The sequence below is a fragment of the Desulfofundulus sp. JL263-se genome (genome assembly GCF_056316025.1).
In genome coordinates this window covers 1464214-1484017 of the sequence record NZ_CM149993.1, presented here as the reverse complement: position 1 = coordinate 1484017, position 19804 = coordinate 1464214, and the positions used below count along the sequence as shown (strand labels likewise).

Below are 19804 nucleotides of genomic sequence, written 5' to 3'. Positions count from 1 at the left end.
TTCAGGCTCTTAAATATGTGACTTACCTCTATACCTTCAAACACATGTGCAGGTCTGCTGATACACCTGGCTACATCCCCTTACCCCTTTAGTTGAAACTTTCCACAACTCTGCGCTTCCGGATTGCTATTTTTTAAACACTGCTCCAAACCTTCGAGCCCAACCCGTTTTATAGCTTCCACGATCGGCATAACCGGAGGCACCCGCTTTTTTAAATTGCTATACGCCTTAATATTTACGACACAGCCGTTGCTGGTTTCTTTTCCACCTCGTATCTTTACGAAGAACTTGCAGTGCTTGCACCGGTGGACGGCCCTTTTGCGCATTTCAGGAAGGTAGATCCGGTGTTTTTCCCACAAAACGTTCCTATTATCCATGTAATATACTTCCCTCCATAAGAGATACGCCCCTCATAATTGCCTTCTCACCAAAACGATTTTTTATCGTGTCACAGGCCCGGGCCAGCCTGGACAGGCGTATTCTCTCGCCGAAGATATCATACTGGAAGTAATCGCGTTTAATTAAATTGCCGAGGGTTACCCCGACAAGCCTTACTGCCCACGAGTTATCCCAGTGGTTATGCAGAATAGTACATGCTGCGCGGTAAATTTCATCAGGCAGGTCGGTATATTGTGCCATGGTTCGGGATCTGGAAAAAAACCGCAGTTGGGGATCCCGTAATGTCAGGGTTACGGTACGGCCGATATATTCTCCCTGGCGCACGCGGCGTGCCACCATCTCGCTTAATTCCAATATAACGACTTTGATGCTCTCGAAACCCTGTAAATCCCGGGGAAGCGTCTTCTGCTGCCCGATGCTTTTAACAACATCAAGTGAAGTGGGTACCACGGGGCTATTATCAATGCCGTTGGCACACAGCCAGAGCATTTCCCCGTTTTTTCCCCACTTTCTTTTTAATATGTCAACGGGAAACCCGGCCAGGTCTCCAATGGTACGTATGTTGCAGTCCCGCAGGTGTTTTTCGTACCCGGGACCAATTCCGAATAATTCTCTAACTGGCTTCGGCCAAAAAATTCTTTTAAAGTCCTCTATGCTATTCAGGATGGTAAGCCCGTTCGGCTTTTGCAGCCCGGCCGCCATTTTTGCAATCAATTTATTGGGCCCGATGCCGATGCTGCATAAAACTCCAACCTCGGATCGAATGCGTTCCTTTAACATGCTTGCTATGCTTTCAGGCGGCCCCCAGAGTTTAATTACACCTGTAAGGTCGGCAAAAGCCTCGTCTATGGAAAAAGGTTCCACCAGGTCGGTAAAATCACGCATAATACGCAGTATTTTGCTGGAAAAGTCTACGTACAATCGATAGTCCGGCTTAAAGTAATATCCATCCGGGCACAGCTGTTTTGCTTCCCATAAAGGCATACCGGTTTTTACACCCAAAGCCTTTGCCGGGTAAGACGCGGCCAATACAATGCCTGTCCTTTTCTTGGGGTCCCCGGCCACGATAACCTTCTTACCCTTAAGTTCCGGGTGTACGGCCTGGTGGCAGCTTGCAAAAAAGCTGTTCATGTCAGCCAGTAAGATTACTCGTTTCATACAATCACCGAACAGGTGTTTTGTTACATATTATAGTCTCCGTTTTTGCAATTATCAATAGGGAAAAATAGGTATTTAATAAAAAACAAAAAAGCCGGGTTGCCCGGCTGTGTTGTTAAAATTATATTTACTGGTATTAACAGGCTCAGTTAAGTATTGTACATGCGTGATCGGTTTACCAGATATGTTACTTATTTCCATCTGATGCCTGGGAATTTACCGCCTTTACCCACGGTGACAACAGGCGTTCTCTGTTGACATTGGGATCAACGCCCTCGGTTTCATATATGAAACTCTGTTTCCTGGTTGAAGAAATTATATCATATCTATTTCATATCAATTAATAAATTCTCAATATTTTCAACTAAGTAGCCAATAAGATTTGTACAGTAGTCACAAAAAGTTTTTACGGAATATTCATAAAAAAGAAAATAATACCAAAGCTCTCAAAAAAAGAAAGTAAAAGCGAATTGCAAAATTAAAAGTCCTTAAAAATTAAAGCTTTCAGCTCATAAAAAAAGGGTTTCACCCATGCTGCGGAAATACCAGTTAAATCCTGTTCCTGCAAGAAAAAACTCCTTATAATGAAGATAAACCTCTGGTTTTTTATTGGCCAACGCAAAATATAATGCGAAAGTTGTCTTAATTACTTTATGCAGGAAATACATATCACTATGAGGAATAAATAACCAGTAAAACAAAATATTCATGGAGGAGACCATGCTGGCCATCGTAAAAAGTATTGCCCTGCACGGCCTGGAAGGGCATATTGTACAGGTGGAAGTAGATGTATCTAACGGTTTGCCAAGTTTTGATATTGTAGGTTTGCCGGATGCCGCGGTCAGAGAGGCCAGGGACCGGGTAAGAACCGCCATTAAAAACTCCGGTTATGAATTTCCTCACAGCCGCATAACGGTAAATTTAGCACCTGCTGATTTAAAAAAGGAAGGGCCTGTTTACGATCTAGCAATTGCCATCGGTATTCTTGCCGCTACGGGCCAAATTGACCAACTGACCTGCCAGCATTATATTTTTTTGGGAGAATTATCCTTGGAAGGCTCAATCCGGGCAGTTAACGGAACTCTCGCCATGGTATCGGCTGCAAAAGACTATGGTATGCATGACATTGTTGTCCCTTGGAAAAATGCACCGGAAGCAGCCCTGGTACAGGAAGTCAATATATACGGGACAGCACATCTTACCCAGCTTGTTTCCCACCTTAAGGGTGAAGAAAACATAGCTCCCCACCGGGAAGATGTTGAAAACCTACTTGAAGAAGGCAGGGAAGATGAGCCCGATATGACCGAAGTTAAGGGGCAGGCAGCTGCAAAAAGGGCACTGGAAGTTGCAGCAGCCGGGGGACATAATGTTCTCATGCTGGGCAGTCCGGGTTCGGGTAAGACCATGCTGGCCAGGAGACTGCCAGGAATTTTACCTGACCTGACACTGCCGGAAGCTTTGGAAGTAACAAAAATCCACAGCCTGGCAGGCCTGATTCCTCCAAAGAAACCCCTTGTGGCCCAAAGACCTTTCCGCAGCCCCCACCATACCGCATCAACAGCGGGACTCGTAGGGGGCGGGAAATTCCCCCGGCCGGGAGAGATTTCCCTTGCTCATAACGGCGTCTTATTCATGGACGAGTTACCGGAATTTCGCCGGGATGCCCTGGAATCCCTTCGCCAGCCCCTGGAAGATTCTACGATAACCATCTCACGGGTTAATGCCTCGGTAAGTTATCCTGCCCGTATAATGCTGGTGGCAGCAATGAATCCATGCCCTTGCGGTTTTCTGACAGATGAAGAAAAAGAATGTAAATGTACTCCGTTGCAGATCAAGCGTTATTTGGGACGAATATCGGGCCCGTTTTTGGACCGCTTGGATATTCACATTGAAGTGCCCAGACCTAAATTTTCAGAATTGGATTCCGCTCCTGGTGGTGAAACATCTCAAGCCATAAAGAGAAGAGTTCGAGAGGCAAGGGAAATTCAGCAACGGCGATTAAGGGAATATGGGTTTGACAAGCTGGGAATAAGCTGTAATGCCCATATGACAGCACAAATGGTGCACGTAATATGCTGCCCCACTCCGGAAGGACGTACCCTTCTTGAAGAGGCCTTTCACCGTCTAAATTTAACTGCCAGGTCCTACAATAAAATTTTAAAAGTGGCACGTACCATTGCCGATTTAGCTGGCAGTGACACCATAGATGCAATACATATAGCGGAGGCACTGCAATACCGAAATCTCGAGAGAAAACTGTTATCATGAAGTAAACAACCTTTGTTTCTGGTTAATTTTCTTCAGAAAGGGGAGATAAAAAACGAATTACAATAAAAGCATAAGTGCCGTTGAACAAGCCAGAATTCGATTGCAAAAAGATGCCCTGGCAAAACACCTCGGCATACAGCTCCTGGAAATGAAGCCCGGCTACGCCCGGGCAGTTATGAAGGTGGGGTCCGAATTGCTTAACGGAATTGGTGTAACCCACGGCGGGGCTATTTTCAGCCTGGCGGATATCGCCTTTGCTGCTGCCAGTAATGCTCACGGCCCGGTAGCGGTAGCTTTAAATGTAAACATACATTTTTTGAAAGCAACTACAGAAGGTACCACCCTTACCGCTACCGCGCGGGAAGAGAACTTAACCAGGAAGACCGGCTTGTACCGCCTGGAGGTTAAAGATGACAGCGGCCAGTTGGTTGCCTTGGCGGAAGGCATGGTTTACCGGAAAAATGACCGGTAAAATAATAAAAATACGCCCAAATGCCGCCAAACACATAAAAAATCACCATCACCGGTATCTGGTGATGGTTTGGTATAAAGCTACTGTCGCGCGCATTCATCACGATTATAAACCTTCAAGCCTGGACAACAGTTTCCCCAATAGTAACTGCAACGCCTGCACTCGTAACATAACTCACGGTTATCCTTCATAGCAATTCCCCCAAAATTCAGTTTTAAAGCATGATAAACCTTACCCGCTTCGGGAAACAACAAAAAGTGGTCAAAATGACAAATTTAAAAGTTTACCAGTCAAAAGGCATTTTTAAAATGTTCCAGGGAGAGGAATTGACCATTGGGGGAAAAATACAATGCCAGTACATCAAAGCGTACTTTAGGTAGGGGCTTATTTAATGATTGTAGGTAATATAAGGCAACGGCCCTTATTTTTCTTTGCTTGGCCGGGCCGATGCTCTCCTGCGGCAGGCCGAATCGTTTGCTGCTGCGGGATCGCACCTCTACAAAAACAAGGGTATCATTTTTTCTGGCAATAATATCCAACTCTCCCATTCGGCAGCGGTAGTTCGTCTTTAAAATACGATATCCCCGCTTTCTAAGGTAATTGGTGGCAACTTCTTCTCCCTTTTTACCCAGGGCAAGCCTCCTGAAGCCCATTCCTATCATTCGCTCCTTATGATTTTTAATTTATTTTAGCTCAAGAAAGGTTAGTTTGGATAATCTTTTGCAAAGGAGGTGCTTAGGATGAAAGCTGTGGTTAGAACAATCGAGGGAGATTATGCTGTTATCGAAATGGGTATAACAGAACATAAAGTTATCATACCGGCACAATTCCTTCCTCCCGGAACAAGGGAAGGAGATATTCTTAAAATAGATATTCAGATTGACCGTAAGGCTCCTAAGAAACCCCGGGCAAAGGTAACTCATATTGAGGAAAAGTTTTTAGAGAAAAAGAAATAGGCCCATGAAGACGGGCTCTAATTTCTTTTCAATACAGACGATACCCCATGCCGCCTTCGGGCTATCAACAAGATGGGTAAAAATAAAAGCCTAATTTTTCGCTGTTGTGAAACACCCAAATGCAACCAGGAGTACCGACCAGTTAATTAACAAATATTTTTAGAGTAATCCTTTTTCATCCAGAAACTCACATAGCAATTTTGCCGTATTACCTGTTATTTTCAAACAATTTCTCAAGTGTTCTTTAGAATCAAAGGGATATTCATTTAACACCCGGCAGCAGGTGGCGCCAAACTTTTCTTCAAACTTGTCATGAAACTCCTTTGCAATGTTATAGGCCGGGTCACGGTTTTCTTTTACACTTACCCTACCCTTTAACATTCCCAGTACGGCAACTGATGCAGCCAGTGCGCCGCATATGCAACCGGCGTGTCCAAAACCTCCGCCGAAACCGGTGAACATGCGCACTGTTGATTCATCCATATCCGGAGCCACCAGCGGCTTAAAAGTTTTAAAAATAGATTCCGCACAGTTATAGCCCTCTTTAAAATATCCACCGGCCACATTACGGGCTTCCATAGCTTTATCTTTCAATTTAAACCCCTCCAATAAATATTTTTAACTTTCTTGAGATCTAAAAAAGATACTCAAGGATTCATTGTTTAACCATTAACTTCTCGATGGCACGGCTTAATCCTTTTACAGTGAGTTCATATATAGGTATAGCATACCAGATTAACATTTTTATATCAATTTATTTATACGCAATAAACCCCGGCTTAAAAGAAGTTTTAACTTTTCCGCCGGGAAGTCCCCTCCCGTAAGGGAGGGGATGAAAGGCGGGTATTGTTTATCTTTAGTTCTTCTGACTAAAATAAAAGCATGAAGTACCAGCTAGATAAAGGTTGCCACTCAGTATATTTACTTCGGTTCCACTACGTCTGCTGTGTGAAGTACCGGAAAAAAGTGCTGACACCAGAGGTTTCTTCACGCCTGAAGGAGATAAACCTTGGTGTCGCAAAAATAACCCCTTCCGTAAGGGAGGGGTGGTTCACTATGGCGGGATGGTGCGAAGAGAAAAAGAAGGAATTCAAAAATTTATTTTGAATATTTCAAGTAGAAAAAAGACCAGTTTACATAATGTGGGGGGTGTACAAAGTGAACTTTGATTTTTTAGAACTAAAAAAATCTGATGGTGTAGGTACTATTGTTCTTAATCGCCCGCAATGCCATAATGCCCTTAACCTGGGGCTTGCAGAAGACTTAATAAATGCCCTGGAAAACTGCTGTGAAGATGAAAATATAGGTGCAGTAATAATCACCGGAAAAGGAAAAAGTTTTTGCAGCGGCGGTGATTTGAAAGCCTCCAGGGAACATCCCGACGGCCCTGCGGAATACTGGAAGCACCTAACGCGCCGGTTGAATCGAATTATAGTAAATATTAGATATACTAGAAAGCCTGTTATAGCATCATTGAATGGTGCGGCAATCGGCGCAGGTATGAGTATAGCTACTGCATGCGATTTGAGGATTGCCGGAGAATCGGCCACTTTCAGGCAGGCATGGACCAATATAGGTCTTGTACCTGACGGAGCTTGGACACTTATAATCCCCCTTACTATAGGTATGGGCAGGGCAAGTGAGTTTATATTTATGGACCCGGTTATTGATGCTAAAAGGGCTTATGATATTGGTTTAGTAAATATGGTTACTTCCGATGAAGAGCTGGAAAAAGTTTCAAGGAGGTGGGCCCTTAAATTAGCCAATGGCCCCTTTGAGGCCCTTGCCAGGTCCAAGGAATTGCTTAACGAATCAATGTTACATATTTTAGAGGCCCAGTTGCGCCGTGAACGTCAAGAAATAGTTGAGGCAGCCTGTACTGAAGATCATAAGGAAGCTGTTGATGCATTTTTAAACAAGCGGGTACCTAAATTTAAGGGTATGTAAGCCGAAATTTTCTCAGCCAGCAACATATAGGGACTATAAACAATAAAGCCAGGTTCTACTTTTTGTAGAACCTGGCTTCATTAGTTTCCGGTAACTACTGCAAGAAGAAGGAATGGGCAGCCGAATTTACTACCTCGGAAAGCGGTCCCGGATATACACCGATGATTATGGTGGCAACCAGAGTGATGATAAGGGTAACGGCCACCGGGCTGGAAAGCTTTATGGGAGTAGGATCAGCCGGCTCATCACGGTACATGACCAAAGCTACTCTCAAGTAGTAATAAACTGACACCATGCTCATGATCAGACCAATAAAGGCAAGCCAGAGGTAATTATCGATAATGGTCTTAAACAGGTAAAACTTGCCGACAAATCCGGCCAGCGGCGGAATGCCCGCCATGCTGAGCATGGTTATTAGCATAACGGCCGCCATAAGGGGTGAACGCTGGCTAAGTCCCGCATAATCTTTGATTTTGTCACTTCCTGTAACATTATAGAAGTAGGTGGCTACCGTAAAAGCTCCCACGGTAGCGAAAACGTATAAGAAGGCATAGAACATTACACCTTTTATGCCTGCCTCTGTGGCTGTAACCAGCCCCACCAGAATATAACCGGCCTGGGCAATACTGGAATAGGCTAAAAGGCGCTTAATATTATTTTGCGGTATAGCCACTAGATTACCAACAATGATGGTTACTGCGGCCAATATGGCCATTACCGAGGCCCAATGTTCCCAAATTCCGGGCAGGGCACCGATGAAAATTCGTAATAGAATGGCAAAGGATGCTGCTTTAGAACCCACTGCTAAAAAAGCAGTTATGGGAGTGGGTGCACCTTCATAAACGTCAGGTGACCACATGTGGAAAGGAACGGCGGAGATTTTAAAACCGAGCCCTGCCACGAGCATGACTGTTCCAAGTACGAGCGCCGGGCTTACCGGATTCATGGCCACCAAACGGGCAACCTCATTAATCATAATACTGCCGGTCAGCCCGTATATCAAGCTGATACCATAGAGCAACACGGCAGAGCTCATTCCGGCCAATAAAATGTATTTAATTCCTGCCTCCACCGATTTACCGTCCGTCTTGCGGAAGCAAACCAATATTATAAAAGCAATGGTCATTAATTCGAGGCCCATGTACAGGGTTATAAAATCGCCTGCTGAAGCCATCACCATCATGCCCAGCGTAGCGAATACCAGCGTACTATAATATTCGGTTTGCCCGCCCATATTATCAACGTAGCGCATGGAACCCAGCACTACCAGCAAGGCTGCCAACAAGAATGTTATTTTCCAAAATGCGGCATAATTATCCACCAAGAACATGCCCGACAATAAACTTCCTTGGGTTCCCCAGGTAGCTATGGCAACTCCTACAATGCCAGCCAGGCCCATCAAGGTAAACCAAGCAAGTCCCCTTCTGGCACTTTCCGGCGTAATTATCCCTAAAATGAGTACCGCCAGTCCCAGGGATACCGTTAACAGTTCAATGGTAAGCAAAGAAGCATCAAACGGCATTACAGGTTCCCCCCTAACTGCAGCACGTTGCTTATCTCGGCATGGAGAGGAACAACACCACTGTTAATCATGTCGAATAACAGGGAGGGAAGTATTCCTCCAATTACCAGCACGCTGCCCAGTACTACTAGAGGTACAAGCTCCGGCCCCTTAATATCTTCAAGATGATCGTATTCCGGCCTGGGAGGACCAAACAGTGTATTGGCTCCGGCCCGCAGGACATATAGTGCGGTAATGATGATACCCGCGATAGCGATTACTGCAAGGCCGCCATAGTTGTTGAAGGCCGAAACGAAAATGGTAAATTCAGGAATAAAACTCACCAGACCCGGCAGGCCCAGAGACGCCATGGCAGCCAACATGAAGCCGGCGGCGAGCTTGGGAGCCTGGCGGGCCAAACCTCCCATGTCAGGTATCCAACGGGTGTGAGTTTTTTCGTAAATAAACCCGATCATGGAGAAGAACAGTGCTGCCATTACACCGTGGGCGAACATATTGGCCACGGCACCGTTCAGCCCGATAACATCCAGGCTGGCCACAGCAAGTACAACATAACCCATGTGGCTAACTGAAGAATAACCTACAATATATTTTAAATCCTTCTGTGCCAGAGCCCCGAAAGCGGCATAGGCTACACCGCATACTCCGAGCACGGCCATCACAGGAGCCCAAAACTTTGCTCCCAAAGGAAGGGTTACAACAGCTACCTTGACCAAACCGTAGCCACCGATCTTTTTAAGCACCCCGGCGTGAATCATGCTGACTGCCGTGGGAGCACCGGCGTAACCATCGGGTGACCAGGAATGGAAAGGCCACATGGAAATAAGCGAGCCAAATCCGAACAGCAGCAGGGCAAACAGCCATATCTGGTCAAACCTAGACAATTGACTTCCGGCAGCGGCAAGGCCGGCGAAACTGAAATCAGGCGCGCCTAAAATCCCCAGGCTCTTCATGAACAGGGCAATCACGCCGACCAAAAGGAAGGCACTACCGATCAACAGGTAGATGGTCAGCTTCATACCGGCGTATTCCTTGGTAACCCGCTTGGAGCTACCCCAGATAACAACCATAACGTAAATGGGAATGACCACCACTTCATAGAAGAGCAAGAAAATGAACAGGTCATGGGCAATAAACGTTCCCATCACGCCGGTTATAAGAATCATCAGCAGGATAAAGAACTCCCGCGGGCGGTTGTTAATGTTCCAGGATGCAAATACAGCCGAAAAGCCAATTAAATTCGTCAACAGGAGCATGGGTAAACTTATGCCATCCACGGCCAGGAAGAAAGTAACGCCCAGGTCCTGAATCCACGGATGCTGTACCACAAATTGCAAACCGCCGACGCTTTTATCATAAGCAAAGTAAACATACAGGCTCAAGAACAATGAAACAAAAGTACCTATAGCGGCCACGCTCTTAATTAGCTTATGCTCATCCCTGGGCACAAAAACCAGGATGAGGGCAGCTACCACCGGGGCCAGCAATATCACAGGGAGTACGGGAAAATTCATCTACATCACACCTCCCAGGACCAGGCTGGCGGCGGATGGGCCGGTAAAAGCCATGAGGACGGCAATGGCCAGTACCCCCAGGAAAAATACCAAGGCATAATTTTGCATGCGGCCGGTCTGAAGAACCCGCAAACCGTCACCGGACAGTTTGGCTAACCCGCCGAGCCCGTTTACTACGCCGTCAACCACATAAATGTCAAAGAGATACATTAACTTGGCAGTACCATCAATAACGGTATGGTTGAACCAGAGATAAATTTCGTCGATGTAATACTTGTTATAGAGCAAGGTATATATGGGTTTGTATCTTTCGGCAAGTTCTTTTACCTTGACTTTTTCAGCATCCTTCAGGTACAGCACGTAGGCCAGGTATATTCCGGCCACGGCCAGAATGACCGAAGAAATCATGGCACCCCAGGCAATCTCTCCACCGTGGTGAGCTTCACCGAAATAAATCCAGTGCGCCCAAATATTGTTCCAAGGAGTCCCCACAAGACCTGCCACGGTGGCACCCACCGCCAGAACAAGAAGCGGCACACACATTGTCCACGGGGATTCATGGGGATGATTTTCCGGCTTTTCTTCTCCATAGAAGGCCAGGAAAATCAAGCGCCACATGTAAAATGCAGTCAGGAACGCAGTAAAGGCAGCCATCGCATATAGTACGTAGTGGCCGCTTTGTAACGTTGCCACCAAGATTTCATCCTTGCTCCAGAAACCTGCAAAGGGCGGAATACCGGCAATGGCCAGTCCTCCAACCACAAAGGTCCAGGAGGTAATGGGCATTTTCTTGACCAGTCCACCCATTTCCCACACATCAGCCTTATGATGCAGGGCATGCAGGACACTACCGGCTGCAAGGAACATCAAGGCCTTGAAGAAGGCGTGAGTCCACAAGTGGAACATACTGGCTGTAAGACTCCCGACACCCAGGGCCAGCATCATGTAACCCAATTGACTGACCGTGGAATAAGCCAGTATGCGCTTGATTTCCCTTTGGGTGATGGCAATGGTAGCTGCAAAAAGAGCCGTAAAAGCGCCCGTAATGGCCACCAGTTCCGTAGCCACGGGAACTTCATCGAACAGGAACAGCATGCGCCCTACCAGATACACACCGGCTACGACCATGGTAGCAGCATGGATGAGAGCACTGACCGGGGTGGGACCTTCCATAGCATCGGGTAACCACACGTGCAGCGGAAACTGGCCTGATTTTGCGACAGGTCCTATAAAAACCAGTACAGCCAATAAGGTAAGAGTGCCAAAAGTGGTATATTCTTCGAAATTAGCTACTTTTTCACTCAACTCCACAAAGTCGAGGGTACCAAAGGTAATTACCAGGCCGAGAATACCCAACAGCAGCCCGAAGTCTGCTATCCGGCAGGTGACAAAAGCCTTCTTGGCGGCTTCCCTTGCCGATATTTTATGGGAATAAAATCCAATCAACAGGTAAGAACAAAGACCCACCAGTTCCCAGGCAATAAACATCTGCAGCAGGTTACTGGAGATAACCAGCAGCAGCATTGATGCCGCAAAAAGGGATAGATACGAGAAGAATACGGAAAATCCGGGATCTCCCTCCATATAACCCACCGAATATAACTGGATAAAGGTGGCAATAAAGCTCACCATAAAGAGCATCATGGCCGAGGTTGGGTCCAGCTGAACGCCCACATTAATTTGCAATTCCGGCGCTCCCGGCAGCCCGAGAGAGAACCACCTTACGGCATATACAAGGGGATGCTCGGTGAACTCATGGTTAGTAAATACTCCGTAAGCAGCCAGCGTTGCAAAAAAGCACGCTGTGGCCATGCCCGTAATAGATACAATAGCACTCAATTTCGGCCACGGCCGGGTTAAGAATATGATAATTACAAACGCGAGAGCGGGTAGCAGAGGTACCAGCCACGCATTATGCAACGCAAATTCAACAAACATTTTCCTTTCGCACCTACCTTCATCTGTATAAATACTACCATTTCAGCCAGTCAAATTCATCGAGATTGACCGACAGCTTGTTACGGTAGATGGCTATAATAATCGCCAACCCTACTCCCACTTCCGCAGCAGCCACGGTAATCACAAATATAGCAAATATCTGGCCAATAAAGTCGGTCGGTGTAATATATTTGCTGAAAGCAATAAGATTGATATTTACGGCATTAAGCATTAACTCAATGCAGATGAGCACCGATACGGCGTTCTTTTTTACCAGCACTCCGAAAAGGCCTATACTAAAAAGTATTGCTGACAGGACCACATAATGGGTAAGGCTAATCATCGGCATTAGCCTTCACCTCCTTGGCCAGAACGATGGCCCCTATCAGAGCTACCAGTAACAGCAAGGCAGCAACTTCAAAGGGGATGACGTACTTGCTCAAGAGCAGCTTGGCAATTAGTCCCAATGAATCCTCGGGTACCGGCGTGCTTGTTGCCAGGTCGGCCCAGGCGGTATTTCCCGCCAATACGCCGCATACCGCCAGTGTCAATGCCACTACTCCTGCTGCCAATTTGGTCTGCCTGTTAAACAGGTTCGATTGCTTAATATCCGTCCTTTGAATGAGCATAATACCGAAGATAATCATAATACATACCGCTCCGGCATAAACCAAAACCTGGATGACTGCCAAGTATACGGCATCCAGAAGAAGGTATAAGCCGGCCATGGATATAAAGCAAACGGCGAGAAATAAAACCGAATGAACTATATTGCGCAGCGCCACCACCATAATAGCAGAGCCCAGGATAATTGCGGCCAGCATATAGAAGGCAATTATGCTGTAAATACTGGTTTCCATGGGATTACTGACCCTCCTTGTCCGGGGCCTTTCCGGCAGCTACTTCTTCCTTGGCCTGCTTATCAGCAGATGCCGCCGGGGTTTCCTTTTTTTCTTTTCCTTTCCCCGCACCCTTTTGCTTGGCTTTTGCTCCGGCTTTTACCCCGTCCTTTTCCTTTTCTGGCTTCGGCTCGGGCTTAGGTGCCTCACGCTCCACTAATACCAGTGGAATGTCATTATAAAAATACTGGCTCATATCGTGTTCAGTAGTAAAGCGCAGTGCCCCTTTGTTACACGCTTCCACACACATTCCACAGAACATACAATATTGGATGTTCATTACATACTTGGTTAAGAACTTTTTCTTTTCTACTTTTTTACTGCTAATTTGGATAACCTTATTGGGACAAGCATTGGCACATAAATTACAGGCAATACATTTATTAACATCGAGTGCAAACCGGCCGTGAAAACGCTCCGGCTTGGGATGTGGCTGTTCAGGATACTGCGCTGTAAATTTTTTCGACCTGAATTCCTTCCATGTAATGGCCAAACCTTTCAATAATCCTTTTCCAAACATGCCATCACCACCCTATCGCCCGGTAGATATACATGCCAATACCGGTTACGAAGATGTTGGCCAGGGAAAGGGGTACCAGTACCTTCCAACCAAAGCCCATCAACTGGTCAACACGAATACGCGGGTAAGTCCAGCGAAGCCACATTACAACGAAAATCATTACGTACATTTTGATAAAGAACCAAAGCCAGGAAGGAATAAAGGTCAATCCGAAAGGAGCAAGCCATCCACCTAAAAAGAGAACGGTAGCCATGGCTGAAATAATCATAACGTTCGCATATTCGGCCAGGAAGAACATAGCAAATGCCATTCCGCCATATTCCGTATAGGGCCCGTTGATAATTTCCGACTCTCCTTCCACCAGGTCGAAGGGGGTGCGGTTACATTCAGCTACTGCCGCTATGAAATAAATCAAAAAGGCAATAGGCTGGGTTATAATAAACCACATGCTTTTCTGAGCATTAACGATATCAGACAGGTTCATGCTTCCCACCAGCATAACTACACCCAATACGGATAAAACCAGGGGAAGCTCATAACTTACCATTTGAGCCACTACACGCATAGCACCCACAAGGGAGTACTTATTGTTAGAACTCCAGCCGCCTATCCAAAAAATTACTGTACTGAGGGAGGCCACGGCGAATGCATAGAACAACCCTACATTCATGTCCAGGGCTGCCATACCTTCACCGAAGGGAATTACGGCAAAAATCATCAAGGGCGGCACAAAAATCAAAACTGGCGCCAATAGGAAAAGAATCTTATCGGCATTTTCAGGAATGGGTATTTCTTTACTAATTAGCTTTCCAATATCAGCAGTTGTTTGCAGCAATCCCTTGGGCCCCACCCTGTTGGGACCAATACGGGCCTGCATATAAGCGGCTACCTTACGCTCCATATAAACCAGCCAGAGAGCATTCAGGAGAATAAATACCAGTATAGCTACCAGCTTCACAACCAACAGCGAGACGTCATTCCATAGTGGAGGGACGCCTGTACTGTCCAGCGTGCTTCTAAGCGAGTCAGCTATACCCGTAAAAAGATTTTCTAACATGACTCTTCTCCCCTATAGTCCCTATTTTGTTAACAGTCCACTTCACCCAGAACGATGTCGATGCTGCCCAGAATGGCAACCAGGTCGGCAATTAGATAGCCCCTGCACATTTCATCCAGGTAACCCAAGTTTATAAATGACGGGCGCCTGACGTGCACCCTGTAGGGCTTGTTGGTACCGTCGCTGACCACGTAATACCCGATAATTCCCTTGGCGCTTTCAATTTCGTGGTACACTTCGCCCTTCGGGGGCTTTAGTACCTTCGGCACCTTAGCCATTACCGGGCCGCCAACTTCCTTAATCTGCTCGATGGCTTGCTGGATAATCCGCACCGATTGGCGCATTTCCTTTACCCGGCAGAAGTAACGGTCAAAACAATCACCGTTTTTGCCCAGGGGCACTTCAAAGTCGAAACGATCATAAATCCCGTACGGCTTGGCCTTGCGCAGGTCGTAATTAACCCCTGAACCGCGGAGCACAGGCCCGCTAAGGCTGTAATTTATGGCCGTTTCAGGAGACAATACCCCTACATACTTGGTACGGGCCTGGAATATTTCATTTCCGGTAATGAGCCCGTCGTATTCGTCAATATACCCGGGCATTTCATCCATGAGCTTTTTAACCTTATCGAGCCACCCATCGGGAGCATCATCAGCCACTCCGCCTATACGGGCATAACTCAGGGTCATCCTCGAGCCCGTCAATTCTTCCAGCAAGTCCATTACGCGTTCCCTTTCGCGGAAGCATAAAAGAAATCCGGTAAAGCCCCCAATGTCCAAAGCATAAACACCGGTAGCCAGCAAGTGGCTGGCCAGCCTGGACAGCTCTCCCACAATGACACGCAAATATTCGGCCCTTTCAGGAACCTCAATACCCATCAATTTTTCTACAGCTTGAACATAACCCAAGTTTTGCAACATGGCGGCCAGGTAATCCATTCTGTCAGTATAAGGAATTACCTGTTGGTAGGTACGGCTTTCCGCCAGTTTTTCAATTCCCCGGTGCAGATAGCCGCAAACGGGCTCAGCTTTGACAATCCTTTCCCCGTCAAGGGTAAGGACTACCTGGAACACGCCGTGGGTAGCGGGGTGCTGTGGGCCAAAGTTTATTGTATAAGTTTGTGTCTTTAACATTTGCTACACCTCTTAATTCAATATCAAGAGTTACTGTCTGCCACCCACCCACTGAAAATCCTTAAGTAAGGGGTGTCCTTCAAAGCGCTCGTCAAGCAAAATCCGCTTCAAATTGGGGTGGCCGGTAAAGACAATGCCAAAGAGGTCGTAGACTTCGCGCTCCTGCCAATTGGCACCGCCCCAAATTGGGAACACCGAAGGGAGTTCGGGTCTTTTGCGGCTAACCCGCGTTTTAACCATTAAACTGTACCCTTCAGAAATAGAGTTCAGATTATATACAACTTCCATTACACCATCATCTTCAGCCTCATTTTCCCCACCCTTACCCTTCTTTTCCCCGGGATAATCCACTGCAGTAAGGTTGGTAAGGTAATCAAAGGCATAATTATCTTTTAAATCTTGCATAAAAGCCAGCAAATCTGAAACAGGGACGGTAATAGTCAGCTGTTCGGAGACATCAATCTGTGGATACTTTTCCTTTAATTCTTTAACTATGGCAGACAGTTTATTTTCCATATTACCGCTCCACCACCTTCGGATCCAGAATCTTGGCCCTGAGTTTCAGAAACCCGTCAATAACGGCTTCCGGACGTGGTGGGCAGCCGGGCACATAAACGTCCACCGGTATAAGTTTATTTACACCGGGCACAACATAATATGAATCCACGAAGGGTCCGCCGGAAATGGCACAGCTGCCAACAGCAATACACCACTTGGGTTCCGCCATTTGCTCCCATAAGCGTAAAACAAAGGGCGCAGCTTTCTTAGTGACCGTTCCGGCCACAATCATCACATCTGCCTGCCTCGGCGTGGGACGCATAACCTCATAACCGAAGCGGGACAGATCGTAACGGGGACCGTTGGCACCCATGAGGGCTTCGATGGCACAGCAGGCCAGGCCAAAGCCCAGCGGCCAAAGGGAGTGTGCCCTGGCCAAGTTCAAGACTTTTTCCAGGGATGCAAAGTGAACAAGCCGCTTCAACTCGCTCGGTACAGGCATGCCTTGGGTATCTTTATTTACTTCCATTCCAATGCACCTTCCTTCCAGGCGTACCACAAACCAACAATTAGAATAAAAATAAAGATTATCATTTCAATAAAGGCAAATGGTCCCAGGACTTGGAATTTTACCGCCCACGGGTACAGGTAGATGGTTTCAACATCAAATATGACGAATAATAATGCATAAAGAAAGTAACTTGTTCGGAACTGTACCCAGGTTGGGCCGATGGTGGGAATACCACATTCATAAGTCTCAAATTTTTGCCGGCTCCTGCTCCTGGGATGAATAATAAAACTAGTGATAATTCCCCCGGCTCCGAAAACAATTCCCACTATAAGAAAAATGGATACCCCTACCCAATCAGACACCGATCTCCCCCCTTTCTCAAGGAATACTTGCCTCCAAAGTATTTAAAATTGCCCCAAACCAGCCAGGGATTTACAGGATTGTGAATTTTGTAACTCCCCGGCGCACAACTAGGGCAAATTTCACCATTGAAAAAAACTTTTATGTAAATAATTATTTAATTATCAGTTAACTAATACGTTTAATATTTCCTTTTTGTTTACCGACAAATAGCAGATATTATTTATAGTCATCCTTTTGGGATAATACTTTTTTCACCGGCCCAAAACCCGTGCGGTGCACCGGACACGGCCCGTATAACTCCAACGCTTGCAAGTGTTCACGGGTTGCATAGCCCTTATGATTTTTAAACCCGTATTGGGGATAAAAATTATGCAAAACTTTCATTAATTCATCACGGGTAACCTTGGCAATTATGGACGCCGCGGCAATGGAAGCAGAACATTCATCTCCGCCCACCAGCGGCTGCTGGGGGATATCAATATCTTTAATGGCAAAACCGTCAACTAAAATATAATCAGGTGTAAATTTTAAACCACGGACTGCCCTTTTCATAGCCAGCAAAGATGCCCAGTAGATATTATAACATAAAATTTCACTAACTGTGGATAGGCTAACTGACCAATCTACCGCTACTTCTTTTATCTTTAATGCCATTTTTTTGCGGGCTTCAGGTGTCAGTTTCTTAGAATCTTTAAGTCCAGGGAGATCTACGAAGCCGGGTAATATAACCGCTGCGGCCACCACCGGTCCGGCCAAAGGGCCCCTGCCCGCCTCGTCAACCCCGGCAACATACGAGCACCCCTGTTTCCAAACATTTTCTTCGGGCTTAAAAAGGTTACGCAAGCGGCACATATCTTCCACTTGTTTCTCTTTCTTTCGCCGCAACTGATTATATAATCTTTTAACCCCCGCCCTTGAATCCTTAGAAAGGGCTTCAATAAAGTCATCTCCCAATTCAGCGGCATTACCATATATCCGCCTGATTTCCGATACCGTAAAGGCTTTTAAATCCACTATCTGTTTTTTCGACATATATTTACTCCGAAAAGAAAAGTGGACTTATTAACTTTTTCTCGGTCCGCAATTAAATCCCTCCCCAATATGAATATTTTTTAACTTATTTTTATTTTAGGAGGCAAATCAAGGGTGAAGCGGCCTAACTTTCCGTCTCTAAATTCTTTTAATATATGGATTGATGTTTTATATATATCAATTTTTCCTCCTGGAAGTATAAATCCTCTTTTTTTGGCCACTTTTTCCATAATTTCCATTGGTAACCCAGAAAAATCAAGATTATAGCGCTTATTCAAAGTTCCCGGATAATTTTTTTCTAACCACTCTATAAGTTTAACCGCTATATCTTCCACTGGGTAAACTTCTTCTCGAACGGCACCGATAGCGGCAAGGCGAAAACCTACATCGGGATCCTCAAATTTCGGCCATAATATACCCGGCGTATCCAGCAACTCCACCCGCTTATTCACCCGTATCCACTGTTGTCCCCTGGTTATACCGGGCTTGTTTCCCGTGCGGGCAACCCTTTGCCGAACTAAGCGATTAATAAAAAGGGACTTACCCACGTTAGGAATTCCCACAACCATACACCGCACCGGCCTGACCTTTCCCTTTATTTTAGGGCGGGCCATTTTTGCGACAGCGGCCGGCACCTTATTGATCCCGCGTCCTGTTCGGGAATCAACTCTCAAAACCCTTCCATTTTGGCTCATTTTTTTGATCCAAAAGGAGGTAATATCTTCGTCAGCAAGGTCTGCTTTATTTAATATTACAAGGCGCGGCTTGTTACCGATAATTTTATCGATCATGGGATTTCTGCTGCTGACAGGGACACGGGCATCCAGCAATTCTATAACCACATCAACTAGTTTTAAGTTTTGTTCAACCAATCTTCGCGCCTTGGCCATATGGCCGGGGTACCATTGAATGTTCATTTTTTCACGACCGGTATCTTTTTTATTAATTATGTCCCGGAAAAGGCATAAACATCTTAATAATTTCTCGTATCAGTGCAAAAGCTCTATTCTATTCAGTGGCCAGTAAATAAATATGGCTTTTCCAACGATGTATTCTTGCGGAACCGGGCCCCACCTTCGGCTGTCATCGCTGTTGTTGCGGTTATCCCCCATCACAAAGTAGCTGCCTTCGGGTACTTTAACAGGGCCAAAATCGGGAAATTGTAAATTATCCGGCAAATAATTTTCATCAACGGGCTTACCGTTAATGTAAAGTTGACTATTCCGAACGGCAACGGTTTCCCCGCCACGGGCAATAACACGCTTGACGAAATCCCTGCTAGGGTCCAGGGGAAATCTAAATACCATTATGTCTCCCCGGGAAGGTTCTTCAAAGTAGTAATTCAATTTGCTGACAATTATCCGGTCACCAATTTGCAGTGTAGGTTCCATAGAGCCCGAAGGTATGTAAAAAGGACTAAAAATAAAGATTCGGATTAACGCGGCAAGCACCACAGCTATAACAATTGACTCCAATATTTCAATGAAACTTGATTTCTGGCCCTTGCCCCTTTCCCGAAGTTGACCGCCATCTATTTTGTCATGATCAATTTGCCCCATATCTGATTCTCCCCATCCATAAAATTTACCGGTAATTATAAAAAGGGACTGGCAGGCA

The 19804-nt window shown here is 46.0% G+C and carries 24 protein-coding genes; 5 read left to right on the top strand and 19 right to left on the bottom strand.

Annotated elements, in window-relative coordinates; all coding sequences use genetic code 11:
• Positions 1-80 precede the first annotated feature (80 nt).
• The 3 genes from ACX4JR_RS07500 to ACX4JR_RS07490 all read right to left on the bottom strand — a co-directional run bounded on the left by ACX4JR_RS07500 (position 81) and on the right by ACX4JR_RS07490 (position 2288).
• Complete coding sequence (locus tag ACX4JR_RS07500) at positions 81-377, bottom strand: hypothetical protein (RefSeq protein WP_476060384.1); 297 nt, start codon at positions 375-377, stop codon at positions 81-83.
• Positions 370-1557: a DNA polymerase IV gene (locus ACX4JR_RS07495; RefSeq protein WP_476060383.1), complete on the bottom strand. Its 1188-nt coding sequence runs from the start codon at positions 1555-1557 to the stop codon at positions 370-372. Before ACX4JR_RS07495 ends, ACX4JR_RS07500 begins: the two co-directional genes overlap by 8 nt.
• 509 nt (positions 1558-2066) lie before the next feature.
• Complete coding sequence (locus tag ACX4JR_RS07490; protein ID WP_476060382.1) at positions 2067-2288, bottom strand: hypothetical protein; 222 nt, start codon at positions 2286-2288, stop codon at positions 2067-2069.
• On the opposite strand from ACX4JR_RS07490, the gene ACX4JR_RS07485 reads away from it, so the two are divergent.
• Both ACX4JR_RS07485 and paaI read left to right on the top strand, forming a co-directional pair.
• Positions 2278-3825 (top strand): YifB family Mg chelatase-like AAA ATPase, encoded by a 1548-nt coding sequence (locus tag ACX4JR_RS07485; RefSeq protein ID WP_476060381.1) that lies wholly within the window; start codon positions 2278-2280, stop codon positions 3823-3825. The two genes, ACX4JR_RS07490 and ACX4JR_RS07485, sit on opposite strands and share 11 nt — an antisense overlap.
• Positions 3826-3925: 100 nt before the next feature.
• On the top strand, positions 3926-4297 hold the full coding sequence (gene paaI, locus ACX4JR_RS07480; protein ID WP_476060380.1) for a hydroxyphenylacetyl-CoA thioesterase PaaI: 372 nt from the start codon (positions 3926-3928) through the stop codon (positions 4295-4297).
• Positions 4298-4587: 290 nt separating this feature from the next.
• On the opposite strand, the gene ACX4JR_RS07475 is transcribed toward paaI, so the two are convergent.
• On the bottom strand, positions 4588-4950 hold the full coding sequence (locus tag ACX4JR_RS07475) for a YraN family protein (RefSeq protein ID WP_476060379.1): 363 nt from the start codon (positions 4948-4950) through the stop codon (positions 4588-4590).
• Between the two features lie 87 nt (positions 4951-5037).
• Here ACX4JR_RS07475 and ACX4JR_RS07470 point away from each other — a divergent pair, with 87 nt between their 5' ends.
• The gene (locus tag ACX4JR_RS07470; protein WP_476060378.1) at positions 5038-5253 is read left to right on the top strand and encodes a DUF3006 domain-containing protein; all 216 of its coding nucleotides are present in this window, start codon (positions 5038-5040) and stop codon (positions 5251-5253) included.
• A gap of 159 nt (positions 5254-5412) precedes the next feature.
• Here the strand turns inward: ACX4JR_RS07470 and ACX4JR_RS07465 are convergent, their stop codons facing one another.
• A complete protein-coding gene (locus ACX4JR_RS07465) occupies positions 5413-5847 on the bottom strand; it encodes a C-GCAxxG-C-C family (seleno)protein (protein WP_476060377.1) in 435 nt (144 codons plus the stop codon).
• A gap of 288 nt (positions 5848-6135) precedes the next feature.
• Between ACX4JR_RS07465 and ACX4JR_RS07460 the strand changes: the two genes are divergently transcribed.
• Both ACX4JR_RS07460 and ACX4JR_RS07455 read left to right on the top strand, forming a co-directional pair.
• Positions 6136-6360, top strand: coding sequence for a transposase (locus ACX4JR_RS07460; protein WP_476060376.1), 225 nt, complete (start codon positions 6136-6138; stop codon positions 6358-6360).
• Between the two features lie 51 nt (positions 6361-6411).
• The gene (locus tag ACX4JR_RS07455) at positions 6412-7200 is read left to right on the top strand and encodes an enoyl-CoA hydratase/isomerase family protein (RefSeq protein ID WP_476060375.1); all 789 of its coding nucleotides are present in this window, start codon (positions 6412-6414) and stop codon (positions 7198-7200) included.
• 94 nt (positions 7201-7294) lie between these two features.
• On the opposite strand, the gene ACX4JR_RS07450 is transcribed toward ACX4JR_RS07455, so the two are convergent.
• From ACX4JR_RS07450 to lepB, 14 genes are all read right to left on the bottom strand, one after another.
• The gene (locus tag ACX4JR_RS07450) at positions 7295-8722 is read right to left on the bottom strand and encodes an NADH-quinone oxidoreductase subunit N (protein WP_476060374.1); all 1428 of its coding nucleotides are present in this window, start codon (positions 8720-8722) and stop codon (positions 7295-7297) included.
• A complete protein-coding gene (locus ACX4JR_RS07445; protein ID WP_476060373.1) occupies positions 8722-10236 on the bottom strand; it encodes a complex I subunit 4 family protein in 1515 nt (504 codons plus the stop codon). Before ACX4JR_RS07445 ends, ACX4JR_RS07450 begins: the two co-directional genes overlap by 1 nt.
• The gene (gene nuoL / locus ACX4JR_RS07440; protein ID WP_476060372.1) at positions 10237-12174 is read right to left on the bottom strand and encodes an NADH-quinone oxidoreductase subunit L; all 1938 of its coding nucleotides are present in this window, start codon (positions 12172-12174) and stop codon (positions 10237-10239) included.
• A gap of 34 nt (positions 12175-12208) precedes the next feature.
• On the bottom strand, positions 12209-12523 hold the full coding sequence (gene nuoK, locus ACX4JR_RS07435) for an NADH-quinone oxidoreductase subunit NuoK (protein WP_476060371.1): 315 nt from the start codon (positions 12521-12523) through the stop codon (positions 12209-12211).
• Positions 12510-13034, bottom strand: coding sequence for an NADH-quinone oxidoreductase subunit J family protein (locus tag ACX4JR_RS07430; protein ID WP_476060370.1), 525 nt, complete (start codon positions 13032-13034; stop codon positions 12510-12512). The genes nuoK and ACX4JR_RS07430 overlap by 14 nt, the downstream gene beginning before the upstream one ends.
• Before the next feature lie 4 nt (positions 13035-13038).
• Positions 13039-13593: a NuoI/complex I 23 kDa subunit family protein gene (locus ACX4JR_RS07425; protein WP_476060369.1), complete on the bottom strand. Its 555-nt coding sequence runs from the start codon at positions 13591-13593 to the stop codon at positions 13039-13041.
• A gap of 4 nt (positions 13594-13597) precedes the next feature.
• Positions 13598-14650, bottom strand: coding sequence for an NADH-quinone oxidoreductase subunit NuoH (gene nuoH, locus ACX4JR_RS07420; RefSeq protein ID WP_476060368.1), 1053 nt, complete (start codon positions 14648-14650; stop codon positions 13598-13600).
• A 29-nt stretch (positions 14651-14679) separates the two neighbouring features.
• Entirely contained in the window at positions 14680-15783 is a 1104-nt protein-coding gene (locus tag ACX4JR_RS07415; protein ID WP_476060367.1) for an NADH-quinone oxidoreductase subunit D, read from the bottom strand.
• 30 nt (positions 15784-15813) lie between these two features.
• On the bottom strand, positions 15814-16299 hold the full coding sequence (locus ACX4JR_RS07410) for an NADH-quinone oxidoreductase subunit C (protein WP_476060366.1): 486 nt from the start codon (positions 16297-16299) through the stop codon (positions 15814-15816).
• A 1-nt stretch (position 16300) separates the two neighbouring features.
• Positions 16301-16810 carry an NADH-quinone oxidoreductase subunit B gene (locus ACX4JR_RS07405; RefSeq protein ID WP_476060365.1) on the bottom strand — a complete coding sequence of 170 codons (510 nt, stop codon included), beginning with the start codon at positions 16808-16810 and terminating at the stop codon, positions 16301-16303.
• Positions 16801-17154, bottom strand: a complete 354-nt coding sequence (locus ACX4JR_RS07400) for an NADH-quinone oxidoreductase subunit A (protein WP_476060364.1) — start codon at positions 17152-17154, stop codon at positions 16801-16803. The genes ACX4JR_RS07405 and ACX4JR_RS07400 overlap by 10 nt, the downstream gene beginning before the upstream one ends.
• A 217-nt stretch (positions 17155-17371) precedes the next feature.
• A complete protein-coding gene (locus tag ACX4JR_RS07395) occupies positions 17372-18187 on the bottom strand; it encodes a ribonuclease HII (protein WP_476060363.1) in 816 nt (271 codons plus the stop codon).
• Positions 18188-18267: 80 nt separating this feature from the next.
• Positions 18268-19104 (bottom strand): ribosome biogenesis GTPase YlqF, encoded by an 837-nt coding sequence (gene ylqF / locus ACX4JR_RS07390; RefSeq protein ID WP_476060362.1) that lies wholly within the window; start codon positions 19102-19104, stop codon positions 18268-18270.
• Positions 19105-19176: 72 nt separating this feature from the next.
• Complete coding sequence (lepB, locus tag ACX4JR_RS07385) at positions 19177-19746, bottom strand: signal peptidase I (protein ID WP_476060361.1); 570 nt, start codon at positions 19744-19746, stop codon at positions 19177-19179.
• Between the last annotated feature and the right edge of the window lie 58 nt (positions 19747-19804).